Origin of the sequence: Streptomyces crystallinus, assembly GCF_039521265.1 — a bacterium.
GTDB lineage: Bacteria > Actinomycetota > Actinomycetes > Streptomycetales > Streptomycetaceae > Streptomyces > Streptomyces crystallinus.
Map to the genome: position 1 here is coordinate 98,937 of NZ_BAAACA010000014.1, position 19,134 is coordinate 118,070.

Here is a 19,134-nt window from a genome sequence, read left to right on the forward strand (position 1 = left end):
CGGCCAGAAGCCGAGCCCGCCCCGCGACCACGACCCGGCAGCCGCACTCAGGCGCCGGGCAAACCGCCTCCGCCTCCCCGGGCGGACGGCCCTGCTCACCAGACCGACCCGTCCTGCTCACCCCCTCGACCCAGGAGCCGCTCATGCCCGCCACCCCTTCGTTACGCCACCCCACACGACTCGCCGCCGCCCTGGTGACCGCGTCCCTCCTCGTCGGCGGCTTCCTGGCCGCGCCCACCGCGACAGCCGCCCCTCACACGGCGGCGACCACGGCCGTACGCGCCAACCAGGTCGGCTACCTGCCCGACGGCCCCAAACGCGCCACCGTGGTCACCACGGCCACGCAGTCCCTCACCTGGCAGTTGCGTGACGCCTCCGGCGCGGTGGTCGCCTCCGGTGCCACCGTGCCACGCGGCGCGGACACCCCGGCCGGGCAGTCCGTCCAGGTGGCCGACTTCTCCTCGTACCGTGGATCCGGCTCGGGCTACGTCCTGGCGGTGGACGGCAGCGCCAGTGTGCCCTTCGACATCCGCGCGAACCTGTACGACACCCTGCGCTCCGACGCGATGGCGTTCTTCTACCACCAGCGCAGCGGCATTCCCATCGACGCCTCACTGGTGGGCTCCGCCTACGCACGCCCCGCCGCACACCTCGGCGTCGCACCCAACCAGGGCGACACCGCCGTCCCGTGCCAGGCCACCGTGTGCGACTACACCCGGGACGTGCGGGGCGGCTGGTACGACGCGGGCGACCACGGCAAGTATGTGGTGAACGGCGGTATTTCCACCTGGCTGATGGTCAACTCCTTCGAGCGTGCCAAGCGCGCGGGCAACGAATCGGCGCTGGGCGACTCGACCCTGCGCGTCCCCGAACGCGGCAACGGCATGCCCGACGTCCTCGACGAGGCGCGCTGGGAGCTCGACTTCCTGATGCGCATGCAGGTGCCCGAGGGCAAGCCGTACACGGGCATGGCGTTCCACAAGATCCATGACGCGGCCTGGACCGGTATGCCGCTGCGCCCCGACCAGGATCCCCAACCACGCGAGCTGCACCGCCCGTCCACCGCGGCGACCCTCAACCTCGCCGCGGCCGCCGCGCAGTGCGCCCGGGTCTACCGGCCCTACGACGCCGCCTTCGCCGACCGCTGCCTGTCCGCCGCCCGCCGGGCCTGGACGGCAGCCCGGGCCAACCCCGCCCTGTACGCACCGGACTCGGACAGCACGGGCGGCGGCGCCTACGGCGACACCCAGGTCACCGACGAGTTCTACTGGGCGGCGGCCGAGCTCTACGCCACCACGGGTGAGAGCGGCTACCGGGACGCGGTCACCGGCTCCTCCTGGCACACCTCCGCGACCGCCTTCTCCGCCTACGGGTTCGGCTGGGCGGACACGGCCGCGCTCGGCAGGCTCACCCTGGCCACTGTCCCCAACGGCCTGCCCACGGCCGACCGCGACCGCGTCCGTACCTCAGTGACGGCCGCCGCCGACGGCTATCTGTCCCGGATGGCCGCCCAGGGCTACGCGGTGCCCGTCCCGGCGGACGGCTATTTCTGGGGCTCCAACGGCGAAGTGGCCAACGACGCGATCGTCCTGGCGACCGCTGCCGAGCTGACCGGCGAGGGGCGCTACCGCACCGGCGCGCTGGAGACGATGGACTACCTGCTCGGCCGCAACGCCATCGGCCAGTCCTACGTATCCGGCTACGGCAGGACGGCCTCGCACAACCAGCACCACCGCTTCTGGGCCCACCAACTGGACGCCTCACTGCCCAACCCTCCGGCGGGAGCCCTCGCGGGCGGCCCCGACAGCGCTCTCCAGGACCCGGTGGCGCAGGAGAAGCTGACCGGCTGCGCGCCCGCCGCCTGCTACATCGACGACATCGGCTCGTACTCCACCAACGAGGTGGCGGTGAACTGGAACGCCCCGCTGGCCTGGCTCGCCGCCTACGCCGCCGAGCGGACCACCACCGGCGAACCGCCCACCGGCCTGTGCGCGGTGACGTACCGGGCCGACAGTGTCTGGAGCACCGGCTTCACCGCGACGGTCACCGTCAAGAACACGGGCCCGACCGCCGTGGACGGCTGGCAGCTGAACTGGGCGTACCCGGGCGGACAGCGCGTGACGAGCGCGTGGAACGCGACCGTCACCCAGAACGGCACCGCCGTCCTCGCCCGCGACGCCGGCTGGAACCGGGCCATCGCCCCCGGGGCGACCGCGAGCTTCGGAGTCCAGGGGACGCACACCGGTGCCAACCCCTCCCCCACGGCCTTCACCCTCAACGGAAACACCTGCACCTGACCCGCCCCCGGCCGGGCCCGGGGCGGAAGATCCGCCCCGGGCCCGGCCTATTTGACGCGTGTCTCGCACCGCATCCGCCGCCCGTACCCGACCTCGCGGACCGGTCCGGTCAGGGTGAGCGGAACGGTGTGGTGGACGTGTTCGCTGGAGGCGGCGAGCCGCAGTTCGAGCGCTCCCGGTTCCACGACGCGGCGGCCGTCGGCGCCGGTGTACGCGGCGAGGTCGGCCGGGAACGTGGCATGGACCTCGGCGGACGCGCCCGGGTCGAGTGTGACGCGGGCGTAGCCGACGAGGCGGACCTCGGGGCGGGCGACGGTGCCAAGGGGGTCGTGGAGGTAGAGCTGGACGACATCGGTTCCGGGGCGGGCCCCCGTGTTGCGGACGGTCAGCCGCACCACGGTCTCACCGTCCGTGGCGAACTCCGCGGCGTCGCACTGTGGTTGGCCCCAGTCGAACGTCGTGTAGGACAGGCCGTGCCCGAACGGGTAGAGGGGTGTGGGGTCGACAGTGCTGGGAAAGCCGTGCCGGCCGAGCGGTGGGGCGAGGTAGGGCGCGGGCTGGCCGCCGGGGTTGCGCGGCACCCCCACCGGCAGGCGCCCGGAAGGGTCGACGCGGCCGGAGAGGACACCCGCGACGGCCCCGCCGCCCTCCTGGCCGGGAAAGAACGCCTGGACGACGGCGGCGGCCCGGTCCGCCCAGCGGCCGAGCGCGTAGGGCCTGCCGCTGAGGACGACGATGATCACGGGCGTGGAGCAGGCCAGCGCCTCGTCCAGCAACGCGCCCTGCCCGTAGGGAAGCCGGAGGTCCTCGGCGTCGCAGCCCTCACCCGACGAGCCGCGCCCGAACAGCCCCGACCGGTCCCCCACTACGGCCAGGCAGACATCGGCCGCCGCCGGATCGTCGACGAACTCGGCATCGGGGAACTCGGCGCGCAGTGCTTCGGCGAGCGTCGCCACCTCCACCCCGGTGGGCAGGTCGGGGTGGTGCACACCCACGTGCCGGGGGAAGGTGTAGCACCCCAGCATCGCGGTCTGCTCGTCGGCGAGCGGGCCGAGCAGCGCGATCCGCCGGGTGTCGCTCAGCGGCAGCAGAGCGGAGTCGTTGGCGAGCAGCACTACGGACTCCTCGGCGACCTTCCGGGCCAGCTCCCGCATGTGCGGAGGGTTCAGGTCCACGGGTGCGGCGCCGGTGACGGGCTCCCAGTCGGGGTCGAGCAGGCCCAGCTCGCACTTCTGCGTGAGGACGCGCAGGGCGGCCCGGTCCAGCAGGTCACCGGCCGGCGGATCGGCCGGGCTGAAGCAGCGGGCCGCGGGCAGTTCCACGTCGACGCCGGCCGCGAGGGCGAGCTGTGCCGCGTGACGCTCCCCGTCGGCGACGCGGTGGGCTTCCTCCAGGAGCGAGACACCGTAGTAGTCCGACACCACGGTGCCGGTGAACTGCCACTGATCGCGCAGGAGGTGGGTGAGGAGTGCGGTGTGGGCGTGGGCGGGCAGGCCGTCGACGTCGTTGTAGGCGGGCATCACCGCGCGGGCCCCGCCGTCGCGGACCGCCATCTCGAACGGCGGCAGGATCACATCGCCGAGCTCACGCGGTCCGAGCGAGGCGGGTGCGTGGTTGCGGGCGGCGCGCGAGGCGGAGTAGCCGGCGAAGTGCTTGAGGGTGGCGACGATCCCCGCGGACTCCAGACCCCGCACATAGGCGGTGCCGATGGTGGCGACCAGATACGGGTCCTCGCCGATCGACTCCTCGGTACGGCCCCAGCGTGGATCCCGTACGACGTCCAGGACCGGGGCGAGGCCCTGGTGGACGCCGACCGCGCGCATCGACGCGCCGATGGCCTGCGCCATTTCGGTGATCAGCTGGGGGTCGAAGGTGGCGCCCCAGGCCAGCGGCGTGGGGAAGACGGTGGCCTGCCAGGCGGTGAAGCCGGTCAGGCACTCCTCATGGGCGAGCGCGGGCAGGGCGAACCGGTTGCCCGCGCGGATGGAGCGCTGTAGTCCGGCGAGCCGGGCCACGCCCTCGGCCGGGTCGGTGGGGACCGTACCGAAGGGCCGGGTGAGGTGGCCGAGGCCGTGGGGAAGGAGCGCGTCGAGCGCGGCGCTGCGGGCCGCGTAGGTGTGCTGGCCGGGGGCGACGTCGAGGGCTCCGCTGCCCTCTGGCTCCGCGCCGATCCATACGCTGGTCAGCTGGGCGGTCTTCTCCTCGTCCGTCATCCGGGCGAGCAGGTCCGCCGCTCGGACGGGGGCGGGCAGCGTCGTGTCCTGCCATGGCGCGACCATGGAACTCCTCAAGTGCGGTAAGGATGTTGCGGTACGGGGAGGGGGCGGCCCGCGGGGGCTCAGCCCTTGGTGGCGCCCGTCGTGATGCCGCCGATCAGCTGGCGTTCCGCGACCGCGTAGAAGGCGAGGGCGGGCACCATGGCGAGGACGAGGTAGGCGAAGACACGGGCGATGTCGGTGGCGTACTGGCCCTGGAACTGCTGGACGCCGACGGGGATCGTCCACCAGGTCTGATCGCTGAACACCAGCATCGGGAGCAGGAAGTTGTTCCAGCTGGCGACGACGGCGAGGATCGACACGGTGCCGAGGGCGGGCCGTGCCATGGGCAGCAGGATCCGCCAGAAGAAGCCGAACGCGGAGCAGCCGTCGAGGGTGGCGGCCTCCTCCAGTTCACCCGGGATCTCCCGGAAGAAGCCGCGCAGGATCACGATCGTCATCGGCAGTCCGAACGCCGCCTGCGGCAGGATCACCCCCCACGGGTTGTCGAGCAGCCCGAAGGTGCGCAGCAGGATGAACAGCGGCAGGATCGCCACCGCGAACGGGAACATCAGCCCCACGGTGAAGAGGGTGAACAGGGCCTCCCGGCCGCGGAAGGCGAACCGGGCGAGCGCGAAGGCGGCGAGAGCCGCGGCGCCCACCGTCAGCAGGGTCGTGCCGAGGGCGATCAGGGTGGAGGAGGCGAGCATGCGCCAGAACGAGCCGGACGCGAGCACATCGGTGTAGTTGGACGTCACCCACGGCGAGGGCAGGCCGAAGGTGTTGCGGGAGAGCTGGTCGGTGGACTTGAACCCGGCCACGACCGCGTACAGCAGCGGCGTGACCATGACGACGCCGACCAGCCAGACGGTCACGTACAGCGGCGTGGAGCGCAGTCTGCTGCGTACGCCTGTGTTCATCGGGAGGCTCGCATCGTGGTGAGGGCTCCTTCGGTGTCGCGGCGCAGCACAGTGCGCTGGTAGAGGAGGGCGAAGACGAGGCTGATGAGGAACATGGCGATGCTGATCGCGCTGGCGTAGCCGATCTGGTAGCGCTTGAAGCCGAACTGGAACATGGTCACGGCCATGGTTTCGGAGGTGTGGTCGGGGCCGCCCTGGGTGACCACCCACACCAGGTCGAAGAGCTGGATGGCGCCGATCACGGACAGGAACACGCTGATGCGGAGGGTGGGTCCGAGCAGCGGCAGGGTGATGTGGCGGAAGCGCTGCCAGGCTCCGGCGCCGTCGATGCGGGCCGCCTCGTGCAGCTCGGCGGGGATGCCTTGCAGTCCGGCCAGGTAGAGCATCATGTGGAAGCCGAAGTACTTCCACGTCATGACGAGGAACAGGGTCGGCAGTACGTGGTCCTGGTCGGCGAACCACAGACCGCCGAGGCCGTCGAGGCCCACTGAGCCGAGCGCCTTGTCGGCGGGCCCGGCGTCCGGCGCGAAGATCATGGAGAACAGGACGCCGGTGATGACCTCGGACAGGACGTAGGGGGCGAAGAACAGCATCCGGTACAGGGCCCGGCCGCGCAGTTTCTGGTTGAGCAGTACGGCCATGCCGAGGGCGAACGGCAGCTGTACACCCACCGAGAAGAGCACCAGCAGCAGCCCTCGCCACAGGTCGCCGAGGAAGACCGGGTCGCGCAGCAGACGGCTGTAGTTGTCGAGGCCTACGTAGTCCGAAGGGGCCCCGAATCCGCCCCAGTTGAAGAGGCTGACGTACAGGGCGTAGAGGATCGGGGCGAGGACCAGCGCGGCGAACAGGAGCAGGGCCGGCAGGGTGAAGCAGAAGGCGCTCAGCCAGTCGAGGAACCGCCGGGCCCGGGGCCGGGCGGTTCCGGTGTCCGGCTGCTTCGGTGCGGCGCTGGCGGACGTGGAGTCCTTCACGTACGTGGCGGCCATCGGCGTCACTGGCTCTTCGCGACCTGGGTGACCGAACGGGCCACCTGCTCGGGTGTTTTGGAACCGGCGACCAGGGCGGCCACCGAGTCGTTGATCTCCTGGCCGACGGCGGGCGGGTAGGCCTGGTCGAGGTAGAGCTGGAAGCCGGTCGCCTTGCCGAGGACGTCGGAGACGAGCGTGAGGTTGGGGTCGGTCAGGGCGCTGGTGGCCTCCTTGACGACGGGCATCATCGCGCCCTTCGAGACGAGGATGCGGTCGGACGCTGCCGTCATGAAGAACTTCAGGAAGTCCATGGCTTCCTTGGGCGCGCCCTTGCGTACCGCATAGCCGCCGCCACCTCCCAGGACATCGGTGGCTGCGCCCTTGCCCGCCTCGACCGACGGGAACGGGAAGAACCCGAGGTCCTTGCCGATGCCCTTGCCCGCGTCGGCCTGCACGACGGGCGCCCACTGGCCCATCAGCTCCATGGCCGCCTTGCCGTTGCCCATGGCGGCCGCCTCGCCGGTGGGTGTGTTGTACGCCGCCCCGAGGAAGCCCTTCTGGAACGGCTGGAGCGCGACGAGCTCCTGGAGGTGCTCCCCCGCCTTCACGAAGTCGTCGCCGGTGAAGTCCTTGGCGTCGGCGGCCCTCCGCATGCCGTCGACTCCGGTGATGCGCATGGCCAGATAGGCCCAGTAGTACATGCCGGGCCACTTCTCCTTGCCCGCGAGGGCGATGGGGGTGATCCCGGCGCTCTTCAGCTTCTTCACCGCGTCCAGGTAGTCCGCCCAGGTGGCGGGCGGGGCTTTGACGCCGGCCTCGGCGAACAGCGCCTTGTTGTACCAGAAGCCGACGGCGCCGATGTCCGAGGGCACCGCGTACGTCTTCGCGTCGAACTGGTACGGCTTGAGCGCGGCCGGCACCAGGGTGTCGGCCCACGGCTGGAGCGAGGGGGTGATGTCCTCGACGAGCCCCGCGTCGATCTGCTGCTTGAGTACACCGCCGCCCCAGGTATGGAAGATGTCCGGCAGTTTTCCGGAACTGGTCAGCGCCGTCATCTTCGCCTTGTATGCGTCGTTCTCCATCGCGACGGGCTTGATCCGCACCGTCGGGTGCTCGGCCTCGAACGCCTTGGCACGCTCCGGCCAGACGGTCTTCGCCGGCTCCGTGGTCTGGATGTGCCACCACTCCACGACGGTCCGGCCCTTGCCGTCGGTGGCGGCGGGGCCGGAGTCCGAGCAGGCGGACAGCCCGGCCACGCCCATTCCCACGGCTGAGGCGGTCCCCAGGAACCGGCGACGGGAGAAGGCGCGAGAGACGGCGGCGGACGCGGACACCGCGGCACGATCGGAGGTTGGCATGACACACCTTCCGGAAGCGACCCGAAAATTATCAGGAGATGGCCACGGAAGTTACGGGCACAGATCGGGGGTGTCAACGGCCTTGACGAAACAGGCCGTTGACACCCCCGGGACGGGTGCCGCGTTATGCGGGGCGCGGCGGCGCGGTGCTCGCGCGCACCACCAGTTCGGTCGCCAGTTCCACGCGCGGCGAGGCCGGGTCGACGCCCCGGGCGAGGTCGAGCAGCATCCTGGCCGCCAACTTGCCCATGTCGGACAGCGGCTGGCTGACCGTGGTGAGCGGCGGTGAGGACCACTGCATCTCGGGCAGGTCGTCGAACCCGACGACGCTCATGTCCTCGGGCACGCGCAGCCCGCGTCGACGCAGTGCCTCGAACGCGCCGAGCGCCATCTGGTCGCTCGCCGCGAAGATCGCGGTCGGCGGTTCGGGAAGGTCGAGGAGCATTCCCGCACCGGCGAATCCGGACGCGTGGTAGAAGTCGCCGGGCACGATCAGCTCGTCCTCGCCCGCCACCCCGGCGACATCGAGCGCGGCCCGATAGCCGTCCAGCCGGGCCCGCGAGCACAGCAGCCGGGCCGGACCCGCGATGAACCCGATCCTGCGATGCCCGAGCCCCAGCAGATGCTCGGTGGCGGCCATTCCCCCGGCCCAGTTGGTGGCGCCGACCGTCGGAGCCCGGGAGGCGGGCGAACCGGCCGGGTCGATCACCACCAACGGCACGCCCAGACGCCGCAGTTCGTCGTGGAGACCCGGTGCGAGCACCGACGTCACCAGGATCACCCCGTCCGACGCGCGGGCCCGCAGATTGGTCATCCACTGCCGCGCCGCACCCGCACGGTCATGGATCGCGGAGATTACCGTGCCCATGCCCGCCTCGTGCGCGACCTCCTCGACACCCCGGATGATCTCCACGGCCCACGGGCTGTCGAGGTCGTTGAAGACCAGGTCGAGCAGGGCCGCCCGCGCCCCGGGCCCGGTCGGCCGACGCTGGTAACCGTGCCGGCGCAACAGGTCCTCGACGCGCGCCCGAGTGGCCGGCGAGACGTCCGAGCGCCCGTTGACGACCCGCGAGACGGTGGGAACGGACACCCCCGCCTCCCGCGCGATCTCGGAGATCGTCACCTTGATCGCCCCCTGAGAGCCCGGTATGTCCGTCTTACGCTGAACGTCTTCCCCGGCCACCATCCCCACCTCCGCAGTCGTCCGCCCGGAAAGTATCCCGGTATCTTCCGGAAACGGTAGTGCAACGGATGGTGTTGGCTCGTACGAGTCCTGAGCTGACCCCGGTACGTCAAGGCCAGCCCGGTGCAGCGCCCTCCGTCGGCCCCACGATGCCGCGTCAGCCGATGCCCCGTGCCACCGTCCTCCGGCTCAGCCTGCCGGTGACACCCCTCGCGGCACGGACTTCCCGGGCATGGCCCTACCCCTTCTCCAAGTGCCCGATCAGGATCTCGAGCGCCTGCTCGACCGTCTGCCGACGGACCTCGTCGCGGGAGGTGCCCGTGCTGCGGAATTCATGGCTCTGGGTGCCGTCGGCGTCCGAGACCCCGATGTAGACCAGGCCCACCGGCTTGCCTCCCTGACCGGTGGGGCCCGCGACTCCGGTGGTGGAGACGGCGACCGAGCTGGCGTAGAGCCGACGTACGCCGTGGGCCATCTGCTCCGCCGTCACCGGGCTCACCGGGCCCTGGGTGGCGAGGACGTGTTCGTCCACCGACAGAATGCGCGCCTTGGCCTCCGTGGCGTATGTGATGGCTCCGCCGAGGTAATAGTCGGATGCCCCGGGGGTGCCGGTGAGTGCCGCACCGAGCATTCCACCGGTGAGCGATTCGGCGGTGCTGATCGAGAGACCGCGCGTACGCAGCAACTCCCCCAGCCGCGCGGCCTTTTCCTCCATGGACTCCTGGGGTTTCTGGGAATCCTGCGACACAAGCATCTCCTCATGGCTGTCATCACGGCTGTCCACGGCGACACGCGCCTTTCCCGCTAATCGAAGAGCGAACTCTTGTTCCTTTCGATGTCCTGGACTATCTCTTCGATCTGTGCGTACCGGTACTCCTTGCACCGCGGGAAGTCGTTTCCGTACTGGGAGGCATGGCGGAGCATGAACGGCAGCTCCACGTCGACGTGGTGGTAGTACACGGAGGGCTTGTGCAGGGCCAGTGCGTAGCCCGCGTCGACGTAGACGCTCGACACCAGCGGCAGCGGTACCACCATCAGGAACCGCTTGCTCTGGCGTAGCGCCGCCGCGTCGCGCTGGGCGCCGACGTCCGGCCGCTGGAAGCTGTTCCAGGTGGGGAGGTGAAATCCGGCGTAGTAGACCTTGAACTGGCAGTGGCGTTCGAGGGCTTCCATCACCTGGCGTATCGCGGCGCGGTGTTCCTCGTACTGCTCGCTGGAGGGGAAGGACGCCATCGGGCTGGAGATGAAGACGTCGTAGGTCATCGGGAGCTCGGCGGAAGCCGGTTCGGATCGGCTCGACAAGGTGCCCGTACCGCCCTGTCTTCTTGGTCGCATCAGGAGCATCACGAGGAACGCGAGTGCGAGAATCGCCACGAACACCGCCGTGAAGATCAGAAACGCGCGATTGTCGTCGCTCTTTCCGGCGGCCAGCGCAATGATGACGGACGCGGTGGTACTGAGGGCGGCGCCGAGGAAGGTGAGGGGATTCTGAATTCCCTGAGACGTGCGGTCGTCCACGTCGGCCCCCCTTGGCCCCCGGCTCCTCTTCCGCAAGGCGTCATTATCCGTCCGCACCGGAACGGAGTGTCAAGGCGGAGGCGGGAAACCGGCCTCAAGCGAACGGTAGTACGGGATGAGCGCCGCCCGGGACCCGTCGCCCAGCGCCACCGCGATGCGCTGCATCCGGGCGCCCTTGAGATCGCCGGCCACCAAGACGCGCGGGTGCTGGCCCTCCGGCGGGCAGTAACCGTCCGGGCCGACGGCCAGACCGGTGAGCGCGGACGGTTTGCTGCCCAGATTGACGAACAGGGCATCAGCACGGGCCGAACGGCTCGCGCCACCCGGGTCGTACGCGGTGACGTCGTATCCGCCTCCCGGACGCGCGGCGATCCCGACCCGGTCGACCAGCTCGAAGCGGACCCTGCTGTCGTCGGCCACCTCGGCCGTCTTGTAACTGTCGCGGGCGGGGTGGAGGACGCGCAACCGGGTGTCCGTGCGCGGGTGGGCGCGCAGCCAGGTGCCCAGGGGGCGGTCAGCGCCCAGCACCGCCACCTCTCGGGCCGCGAACGCCTCGGGGGTGGCTCGCTCCAAGGGAGGGGCGGGGAGACCTTCGGCCCCTTCGATCCAGTCCACGTCCTGGAGCGTCAGCGTCGTCACCCCGGTCGCCACCACCACGGCTGCCGCCGTGAGCAACGAGCCGTCATCCAGGGCGACTTCGGCCCGGTCATGGTGGCCCATGACGCTCACCGCCCTGCCCTGTACGACGGTGAGACGGCCCGCGCCCTGGTGCCGCGCGATGTCCGCCGCGAACGCCGCGGCGAGCTGCGGGCCGGTGCTCCAGGCGCCCGGCACGTTCTCCAGGGCGCCGATCGCCGCCACCTTCGAACCGACCGCGACCGCCTCCACCAGGGTGACACGCATCCGTACGCTCGCGGCCATCACCGCGGCAGCCACACCCGCCGGCCCCGCGCCCACCACCAGCAGATCAATGGGCTCGATGCCGGTGGGCGCGATGCTGGTCATTCGCGTACGTACTCCTTTGTCCTTGGGGGGTCCTAGCGCTTGCCCCCGCCTCCGAGCGAGACCGTATGCGGTGACGACGGCATCCCTCAACCACCTGAGGACAACGACCGAACGGACAGGGACGTCACCCGCCGAGTTGCCGAGATCGTACGGGCGGCGGTCGGGGTCAGCGAAGAAACGAGCGGCACACACCACCATGGGCGCGTACCGCTCGTTCTTCGCTGCGACGGGAGGGCTCAGCGAGCCGGGCAGGCGGCCTGGGTGACCTTGCCGGCCTTCGCCGTCGACGTGCCGCGGTCCAGGGTCAGGCACTTGCCGGTCCACTGGTTGATGAAGTAGTAGCCGCGGGTGTCACCGGCGGTGTCGATGTTGATCGGCATCACGTTCCACAGCTGGCTGCCGGAGAACCACTTGGTCTCACAGGGCCACCAGAACAGCTGGGTGTCGTTACCGGGAGGCGTTCCATTGTTGTACGGCACGGTGAGGCAGCTGCCGTTGCTCGCCTTGATCCAGAAGAAGCCCTTGTTGTCGTACGGGGGCTTGGTGACCGACCACTGGTGGCTACTGGGAAGGGGCGTGGCGCAGGCCCGCTGCGTCACCAGCCCGCCGGTCCCGTCCGGGAACTCGTCGCCGCGCACCATACAGCGGTTGTTGCCGTAGGTGCTGACGTACTGCTTGCTGCCGTTCACGATCCACACCGCAGGATCGGGCTCGAAGACATAGTTGTCGCGGTTGAGGTCCGCGACCACCGACAGCGGGGTGTGGCCCGACTTGTCGCTGTTCTGGTAGTAGTTGACCGCGACGAAGTTGGGGTTGCGCCAGGCGGCGTCCTTGCACTCCTTCTCAATGCGGCTCTTGAGCCGGGCGCCGTTGACGACCTTGGAGGCACCCTCCGGGTCGATGTTGTCCGAGCTGAACTGGTTCATGGTGAACAGCGGGGTGAGGCCGCTCGTCCCCGACATCGGATTCTGGTTCAACTGCTTGCTCTCGCCACGGGGCTCACAGCCGGACGGAGCGTCCTGGCCGTAGCTGTACTTGGTCTCCACCGTGTGCGTCCACGTCTTCATCAGGGTGCCGGACCCGACGCTGATGTCGCTCCAGCTGTCCTGGAACATCACCAGGCGCTGACCGTCGGACACCATGTCCCGCAGGCGCGGCCAGTTGTTGCTGTTGATGCCGTACTTGTTCGGGTTGAAGAGCAGCCCGCCCGCCTTCTTCGCGTCCAGCATGTCAGTGATCGTCTTGCTGAGCGTCTCCTGGCTGGCGTAGTTCTCCAGGAAGACGGTCACCACCTCCTGCGGGTTCTTCTGCAGGAAGTTCACGATCGTCAGCAGCGCGGACTTGAACTCTTCAAAGCACAGGGAGGTACCGCCGTGGCAGAGCTCGACGGGGCCGGTGCCCTTGGGGTCGTAGGTGTCGAGCATCAGGCCCCGCACCCCGTCGTCGAGCTGCTCCTTGATGCTCCGCGACTGGTTGGGCGGCAGCGGTGCGTGCATCCAGCTGTTGGCGAAGGAGTTGTGGGTCGTCACCCACGACCACTGGTGGTAGCGCGCGTTGCCGTACTTGCTGTCCGCCGCGGTGGCTGCCGTGGGAGCCGTCAGCACCGAGGCCAGGACGAGCAGCGGGAGCACCGGCAGGGCGAGCCGCCGCAGCAGCAGGCGAACGCGGCGGGCGGCAGCCGGGCGAGGCACGGCACCTCTGGATCTCATGTCAATTCCCCTGATGGAAGGCGGGCACCGGCGTCCGCGTACGCGGTACGGCCGGCGGCCAGGTGTACGGAGCGACTGCCCGGCGCGGCGACCGCACGCACGGGCGGGCGGAGCGGAGCGGCGACAGGCCGTCCCGCCGGAGGGCGGTCGGGCCTCCGGCGGACACCTCGAGTCAACCGCGCGGGAGGGCAGCGGACCAGGAAATTCGACCGGCAGAAGTAGGGGCCGGCGTACTTCTGCGGGGAGGGCCTGTGGGAAGTTTCTGCGCGAAGGGCCTGCGGGGGGCCGGGACGGCCCGGAGGGCTGGCCTCGGGAGAGCACCTGGGTGCGGCGCTTAGGGTGGTGATCATGACGATGGAACGATGGGCGCTGGGCGGCGACTTGGATGTCGCGAGGATCGGTTACGGCACGATGAAGCTGACCGGCTGGCCTCGGGGCGACCGGCCCGACCGGGAGACGGCCCTGGCCCTCCTGCGCCGCGCCGTGGAACTCGGGGTGAACCACATCGACACCTCGCACTACTACGCGCGTGACGGAGTGGCCGCCAACGAGCTGATCCGTGAGGCCCTCCACCCCTACCCGGACGATCTGGTGATCGTGACCAAGGTCGGCGCGCTGGTGGAGGGCGGGGACGTCGCCCGGCCCGCGGCAGAGAAGACCGGCCTGACGCCCGACAACCTGCGGCGTGGTGTCGAGGCCAATCTGCGCTCGCTAGACGTGGACCGCCTGGACGTGGTGAACCTGCGGCTCGGCGACCTCGACCGGACCCAGACCCCACTGGCCCCACCCCTCGAAACCCTGCTCGCCCTTCAGGAGGAAGGCCTCATCCGGCACCTGGGGGTTTCCAACGTCACCGCCGACGAGTTCGCCCAGGCCCGCGAGATCGCGCCGATCGCGTGCGTCCAGAACCTCTACAACGTGGCCCAGCGCGATGACGACGCGATCGTCGACGCCTGCGCGGACGCGGGCATCGCCTACGTCCCCTTCTTCCCGGTCGGCGGCTTCCGGCCGATCACCGCCGACCGCCTGGACGCCGTCGCCGCCCGGCACGGCGCGACCGTACCCCAGGTGGCCCTGGCCTGGCTGCTGGCCCGCTCCCCCAACACCCTCCTCATCCCCGGCACCGGCTCGCTCGACCACCTGGAAGAGAACGTCGCCGCCGGACAATTGAGCCTGAGCGCGCAGGACATGGCCGAGCTCAGCGAGGAGTGAGAGGCCGCAGCTGAGCAACGGCGGTGGCGGCAGCCACTGCCGCTGCCGCCCCGGGCCGGGGTGACAGCGGACTCACCCTCCACCTACTACGTCCACGTCACCGGGGTCGGCAGCTCGCTGGGCGTTCCGCCACGGAGCCCGACCATCCGCTCAGCACTGAGCGTTGGGTTATGTGGTTGCGGGGCGCCAGGTGGGATGGGCAATGATGCACAGGTGAGCGCTGAAGCAATTGAGGTGGAAGAAGCGATCGGGGCCGAGCTGCGGCTCCTGGATCCCAGCGTACGAACGTCACGGGCGGAGGCAAGGCAGCTGCTGGACCCGGAGTTCGTGGAAGTCGGCGCCTCGGGCCGACGGTGGTCGTACGAGGAGATGCTGGCCGCGTTGCCGGACATGCCCGGAAACACGGAAGCCGGTCCCCGGTATGTCCACTCGGACATGACGGGTGTCGTACTGGCTCCTGGTGTGGTGCACCTGACGTACGAGACCACGTTCGAGGGACGGCGAGCGCGCCGCAGCTCGCTGTGGCGCAGGGCGGGTGAGCGGATGGGTTGGCGAATGTACTACCACCAGGCCACGCCGGTCCCGACCCAGGGCGATTAATGGTGTGAGTCAGGACGGACCAAACCTGCCGCTCACACGGCCGGTTCTGGCTCCGGGCAGGCGCGGTCCCACTCCTGCATGGACTGCTCGACCAGGCGGTTGGTCTGCTCCCGGACGCCGTCCAGGAAATTGGCGGACTGGCGGAAGCTACCCCGACCCGTCATGGCGCATGCTCGACAGTGACGAGCTCTTCGTCTCCAACCCCGGCTTCGAGCACTGCACGAGCATTCACACCACATGCGTCTGGCGCAGGGCATAAGAGCACCACATGAGACCTGTGTGGGGACCGGCACCAGTCGGTCCCCACACACGCATACGGCCGGATGCAGTTCAACCGGTGAACTCCACCCACGGATGGTCCGGGTCGGGATGGTCCGGCACCCCCCAGACGAGGGCGCCGCGCTGAAGGCCCGGCCTGGCGCCGGTGAAAAGCCCCGGCGCCGTCAGGGCATCCGCCATCTCTTCCAGATAGGTGGTCAAGGACTCGTACTCGGCACGGCGGTTGGCGTGCTCGTCCCACGACCACAGCTCGCCTGTCCTTGCGTCCAGGTACAAGCCGGCCGCCCAGCTGTGTTCACCGAGCGTGCATACGGGAATCCAGCTGTGATCCCACAGGTCGCCCGGCTCGTCCGGGTCGTCGCGGAAGTCGTAGTGCTTCCCCCAGTGGCCGTGAAGCTCGACGGCCTGAGCCGTGCCCATGAGCCGGGCGTTGCCCATCAAGAACGCCTCGCCCCACACGATATGGACACCGTCATGCAGGGACCAGAGAGCCTTGAGATCGACGGGAATCCGGACCCCGAGCGCCCTCTCAGCGCCGTCAATCTCCGCCTGGGAGACACCCGGCTTGAGAGACGCGTATGACGCGGGAGCATGGGCGCGCAACCATGCTTCGATGCGCTGCCAGGCGTCGGTCACCTGCCGCACCGCTGCCTCCTGCGGGCGCGGGCCCGGCGCCCGCGACTGATCATCTGAGGGCGCAGAGGGCGCCTGGTCGGCGAGGAACTCCGCGAATGCCACCGACTGCTTCCGATCCATGTATCCCGCGCGTCCATGGCGCGCCCGCCCTTCCAGCCAGGCAAGATCACGCGCAGAGCGCATCTCGGCCACGATGACGCGACCCCGAGTGAGCGTCATACGCAGCCCGTCCGCGTGTACGTACCGGGTATACGCGCCCTGCTGTTCCGGACCCGGAACGCTTTCCGGTGAGGGGCTCCTGAACAGGCAGCGGGGCTCCGGTTTCTCGCTGCGCCCAGTACTCCAGCTCGGCCAGCTCGGCCGCCGGAAGAACCACGCCCACCAGCTGGCCGCCAGCGGTAACGTTCACGCGCTCGCCGCTCTCCTCGACCAAGGAAGCCAGGCGTTCGAAGTCCTCGACGGCATTTGCCAGTTCAACGCTTTTCATCGATGCCATCCGGCGTCACCTGCATTTCCCTTCTGCGGGCGGACCACCTCGCGCCGTACGACACTAACGCCCGCCAAGTTCGTCCGACACAGGCCCTCATCGGGGCGGGCTGGCCTTCTGGACCTACCTTCGGATTCCCGCCGCAACCCAATGGACGCCACTCGGTGTCCGGGCGCGTACTCCCGGCAGGCCGGGTGAAGCACCCACCTGGCTACCGACCCTGGCGCGGGCCCCAACGGAAACGGCTTCCTCCCGAACGAGCGTTGGACGCTCCCGACGAAGCCACCCCGCCGCGCCAGATCCTGACCCAGCACCTGCCTCCGGCCACCTCCGCCCGGTGAAAACCGATCACGACGTCTCTCCATCGGACGGCTCGGACGCCTCGACCAGGGCGCGGCAGGCAGCGCGCTCGGCAGGCAGTCCGGTCGCCGGGAACCATGGCTCGGCGCTGACGGAGCGCCAGAGTTCCTCGCGATCGAGGACGGCCGACAGGTACGTACGTTGGGCGAGCGAGAGCGGGGCGTCGGCGGAGCGGGGGCGGGCGAACGCCGCGGTGAGGAAAGGGCCCAGGTCTCTGTCGAGCGTGAAGCCACCGGCCAGGGGAAGCACGGCGAGAGCAGCGGGGAGCAGTGCCTCGAAGTCGTCGACCCGCGCGGCTGCGGCCCGGGTCAGGTCGAACCGCAGCCATCCGTCCTGGCCGGGGAGATGCTCCTCGAACCAGTGGTCGGCCTCATGGACGGCGAGCAGGGCGTCGAGGATCGCTCGGGTCGCGCGCGGTTCGTCGGCAAGTGCCGGTGCCAGGGCGGCGCAGGCCCTGACTCCGGGATGCGCATCATGCAGCAGGGCCAGTGGACGCGCTCCGAGCATGCCCAGAAGCCGCGCCGCCGCCGCCCGCGATCTGGGGTCGCAGGAGTCGACGGCGACCCTGTCGAGACGGTCGCCGATCGCCCGCCGGAATCCGGCGAGGTCCTCGTGGTCGCTCAGACGGACGGCCGCTTCCAGGGCTTTGACTTGAATGTGGCCGTCGGGGTCGTCGAAGACGGGAGTGAGCGCGTCGAGCAGCTCGGGGGCGGCGGCTCGGCAGGCCAGCAGGTCCCGTGCATTCCGCGCCTGCAAGACCTCGCCGTCCCGGACGGCAGCCGACATCGCAGCGCTCAACGCCGCGTCGTCTGTGTCATCGAACCTGCACGAGTCGGCGACGCGGGCGAGGAAGTCGACCAGGTCCAAGCGCACCGGGCGGGGTACGGCGTCGTCCCAGGGCACCACGTCCTCTACCGGTTCCATGGTCAGCGGGTCCTTGAGCATCGCCGCGACCACGCGGGCCGCGGGGCCAGTGGCCGAGTAGACGCTGCCTTGGTGCAGGATCGCGCTGTCCAGGTGGCCGACCGCTGCGCTGCGGGCCTCGATGTCGTCGCTGAGCAGAGCCAACAGCTGGAAGGGAGTGTCCGAGGCCGGGCCGTAGGCGTGCTCCAGGGCCGACCAGTCGGTCTGGGCCAGTAACTCATTCAGCAGGTCCATCAGGTCATCCTGGCAGTTGCTCCCGTTCGCGGTGCTCCGGGGGCCGGCGGCACATCAGGCTCGCACTGCACGTCACCCTGCGGCGGCCGAACCGCCGAACGCTACCCGACCCCCGCGCAGTTGGTGAACGTGGCCCTAGTGCGTGTGCTGTAGATGCTCGCGCCGCCGTTGGGGTCGTACTTCAGCGGTACGGTGATGGTGTCCTCGGCCTCCCAGGGCAGGCCCTGGGTGTCGAACGTCCAGGTGCCGGTGGCCTTGGTCGCCAGCTCCGACAGCGTGACCCACCCGTACTGGCGCGCGGGCACGGACACGGTCAGTTTGTTGCCCATCTCCTGTTTCAGGTCCAGCGTGGTCTCCCCGTGGACCTCGGCGGTGACCTCCAGCTTGAGGGGCAGGAGTTCGGTTCCCCCGATGGACAGGCTTCCTCCCAGTTTGAACCCGATGCTGTTCACCCAGCCCGTGCTCGTCGTGAGGGAGAACTCCCACGGGATCGTGGTGGAGGTGTCGTTGTACCAGACCGGGGAGACACAGGCCTCGGGCAGTGTGAAGGGCGGTGTCTGGGTGGTCGTCGTCCACGAGCAGGTGCCGGTGTCCCGGCCGCAGCGGGCGGCGGCGTAGTCCACGGCGGTGTTCCAGGCCGTCTGGTAGACGGCTGTGGGCACGGTCCACTGCTGGAACTGCGAATTGTCACAGGTGTTGGTGTACGTGTAGTTGTCGGTCCCCGGCGGTATCTGCTCCGTCAGGCAGCCGTCGTCGCTGACGTGGCGGAGCATGAACGCCTTCTGCGCCGAGCGCGCCACCGGCTGGAAGTACCACTGCTCGGACGCGCGTCCGTCGCAGGGCGACTGCCGCACGTTGTAGTGGAGCGTGGGCGCGTCCATGCACTTGCCGGTGGTGGTGTTGACGATGGCGAATCCCGAGCCGAGTTTGCTGCCGGTGTTGACGCGCCAGTTGGCGGCGGCGCCGGGCGCCGGGTTGACAGAGATGATGGTGCCGTCGTCGCGGGCGCCGTTGGGGACGTCCACGAGCTTGTTGTTGGCGACGGAGGTGATCGTCAGCTGTATCAGCGCGGTGGGTGCCGCGCTCTGACGGGGCGCGGCGGCGGTGGGGAGCGTCGCCGCGGCCATGGCTGCGCATACCAGGGCGAGGATCACCGCTGTTCTTCGCCGCAGATATCTGCGGGGTCTTA

The 19,134-nt window shown here is 69.8% G+C and carries 17 protein-coding genes; 3 read left to right on the top strand and 14 right to left on the bottom strand.

What is annotated here, in order from left to right:
- The first annotated feature begins 143 nt into the window (after nucleotides 1-143).
- Nucleotides 144-2,297, top strand: coding sequence for a glycoside hydrolase family 9 protein (locus ABD236_RS11005; protein WP_344072998.1), 2,154 nt, complete (start codon nucleotides 144-146; stop codon nucleotides 2,295-2,297).
- A 47-nt stretch (nucleotides 2,298-2,344) separates the two neighbouring features.
- On the opposite strand, the gene ABD236_RS11010 is transcribed toward ABD236_RS11005, so the two are convergent.
- The 9 genes from ABD236_RS11010 to ABD236_RS11050 form a co-directional block, all read right to left on the bottom strand.
- The gene (locus tag ABD236_RS11010; protein ID WP_344073000.1) at nucleotides 2,345-4,576 is read right to left on the bottom strand and encodes a glycoside hydrolase family 3 N-terminal domain-containing protein; all 2,232 of its coding nucleotides are present in this window, start codon (nucleotides 4,574-4,576) and stop codon (nucleotides 2,345-2,347) included.
- A gap of 59 nt (nucleotides 4,577-4,635) precedes the next feature.
- Complete coding sequence (locus ABD236_RS11015) at nucleotides 4,636-5,472, bottom strand: carbohydrate ABC transporter permease (protein WP_344073002.1); 837 nt, start codon at nucleotides 5,470-5,472, stop codon at nucleotides 4,636-4,638.
- Nucleotides 5,469-6,458 (bottom strand): carbohydrate ABC transporter permease, encoded by a 990-nt coding sequence (locus ABD236_RS11020; protein ID WP_344073005.1) that lies wholly within the window; start codon nucleotides 6,456-6,458, stop codon nucleotides 5,469-5,471. Before ABD236_RS11020 ends, ABD236_RS11015 begins: the two co-directional genes overlap by 4 nt.
- 5 nt (nucleotides 6,459-6,463) lie before the next feature.
- Entirely contained in the window at nucleotides 6,464-7,798 is a 1,335-nt protein-coding gene (locus ABD236_RS11025) for an extracellular solute-binding protein (RefSeq protein WP_344073008.1), read from the bottom strand.
- Nucleotides 7,799-7,922: 124 nt separating this feature from the next.
- On the bottom strand, nucleotides 7,923-8,984 hold the full coding sequence (locus ABD236_RS11030; RefSeq protein ID WP_344073010.1) for a LacI family DNA-binding transcriptional regulator: 1,062 nt from the start codon (nucleotides 8,982-8,984) through the stop codon (nucleotides 7,923-7,925).
- 235 nt (nucleotides 8,985-9,219) lie between these two features.
- Entirely contained in the window at nucleotides 9,220-9,729 is a 510-nt protein-coding gene (locus ABD236_RS11035) for a CinA family protein (protein ID WP_344073013.1), read from the bottom strand.
- A 56-nt stretch (nucleotides 9,730-9,785) separates the two neighbouring features.
- Nucleotides 9,786-10,499 carry a hypothetical protein gene (locus tag ABD236_RS11040; protein WP_344073015.1) on the bottom strand — a complete coding sequence of 238 codons (714 nt, stop codon included), beginning with the start codon at nucleotides 10,497-10,499 and terminating at the stop codon, nucleotides 9,786-9,788.
- Nucleotides 10,500-10,568: 69 nt separating this feature from the next.
- Nucleotides 10,569-11,504 carry an FAD-dependent oxidoreductase gene (locus ABD236_RS11045; RefSeq protein WP_344073017.1) on the bottom strand — a complete coding sequence of 312 codons (936 nt, stop codon included), beginning with the start codon at nucleotides 11,502-11,504 and terminating at the stop codon, nucleotides 10,569-10,571.
- Nucleotides 11,505-11,740: 236 nt separating this feature from the next.
- Entirely contained in the window at nucleotides 11,741-13,213 is a 1,473-nt protein-coding gene (locus ABD236_RS11050; protein WP_344073019.1) for a phosphatidylinositol-specific phospholipase C domain-containing protein, read from the bottom strand.
- 348 nt (nucleotides 13,214-13,561) lie between these two features.
- Here ABD236_RS11050 and ABD236_RS11055 point away from each other — a divergent pair, with 348 nt between their 5' ends.
- Together ABD236_RS11055 and ABD236_RS11060 are read left to right on the top strand one after the other, a co-directional pair.
- Nucleotides 13,562-14,425 carry an oxidoreductase gene (locus ABD236_RS11055; RefSeq protein ID WP_344073021.1) on the top strand — a complete coding sequence of 288 codons (864 nt, stop codon included), beginning with the start codon at nucleotides 13,562-13,564 and terminating at the stop codon, nucleotides 14,423-14,425.
- A gap of 195 nt (nucleotides 14,426-14,620) precedes the next feature.
- Complete coding sequence (locus tag ABD236_RS11060) at nucleotides 14,621-15,025, top strand: nuclear transport factor 2 family protein (protein WP_425543856.1); 405 nt, start codon at nucleotides 14,621-14,623, stop codon at nucleotides 15,023-15,025.
- A gap of 32 nt (nucleotides 15,026-15,057) precedes the next feature.
- Here the strand turns inward: ABD236_RS11060 and ABD236_RS11065 are convergent, their stop codons facing one another.
- The 5 genes from ABD236_RS11065 to ABD236_RS11085 all read right to left on the bottom strand — a co-directional run bounded on the left by ABD236_RS11065 (nucleotide 15,058) and on the right by ABD236_RS11085 (nucleotide 19,072).
- On the bottom strand, nucleotides 15,058-15,189 hold the full coding sequence (locus tag ABD236_RS11065; RefSeq protein WP_344073025.1) for a hypothetical protein: 132 nt from the start codon (nucleotides 15,187-15,189) through the stop codon (nucleotides 15,058-15,060).
- Between the two features lie 166 nt (nucleotides 15,190-15,355).
- Nucleotides 15,356-16,123 carry an SMI1/KNR4 family protein gene (locus tag ABD236_RS11070; protein WP_344074209.1) on the bottom strand — a complete coding sequence of 256 codons (768 nt, stop codon included), beginning with the start codon at nucleotides 16,121-16,123 and terminating at the stop codon, nucleotides 15,356-15,358.
- The gene (locus ABD236_RS11075) at nucleotides 16,107-16,436 is read right to left on the bottom strand and encodes a hypothetical protein (RefSeq protein WP_344073027.1); all 330 of its coding nucleotides are present in this window, start codon (nucleotides 16,434-16,436) and stop codon (nucleotides 16,107-16,109) included. Before ABD236_RS11075 ends, ABD236_RS11070 begins: the two co-directional genes overlap by 17 nt.
- 339 nt (nucleotides 16,437-16,775) lie before the next feature.
- A complete protein-coding gene (locus tag ABD236_RS11080) occupies nucleotides 16,776-17,945 on the bottom strand; it encodes a HEAT repeat domain-containing protein (RefSeq protein ID WP_344073029.1) in 1,170 nt (389 codons plus the stop codon).
- A gap of 101 nt (nucleotides 17,946-18,046) precedes the next feature.
- Nucleotides 18,047-19,072: an RICIN domain-containing protein gene (locus ABD236_RS11085; protein WP_344073031.1), complete on the bottom strand. Its 1,026-nt coding sequence runs from the start codon at nucleotides 19,070-19,072 to the stop codon at nucleotides 18,047-18,049.
- Nucleotides 19,073-19,134: the final 62 nt, after the last annotated feature.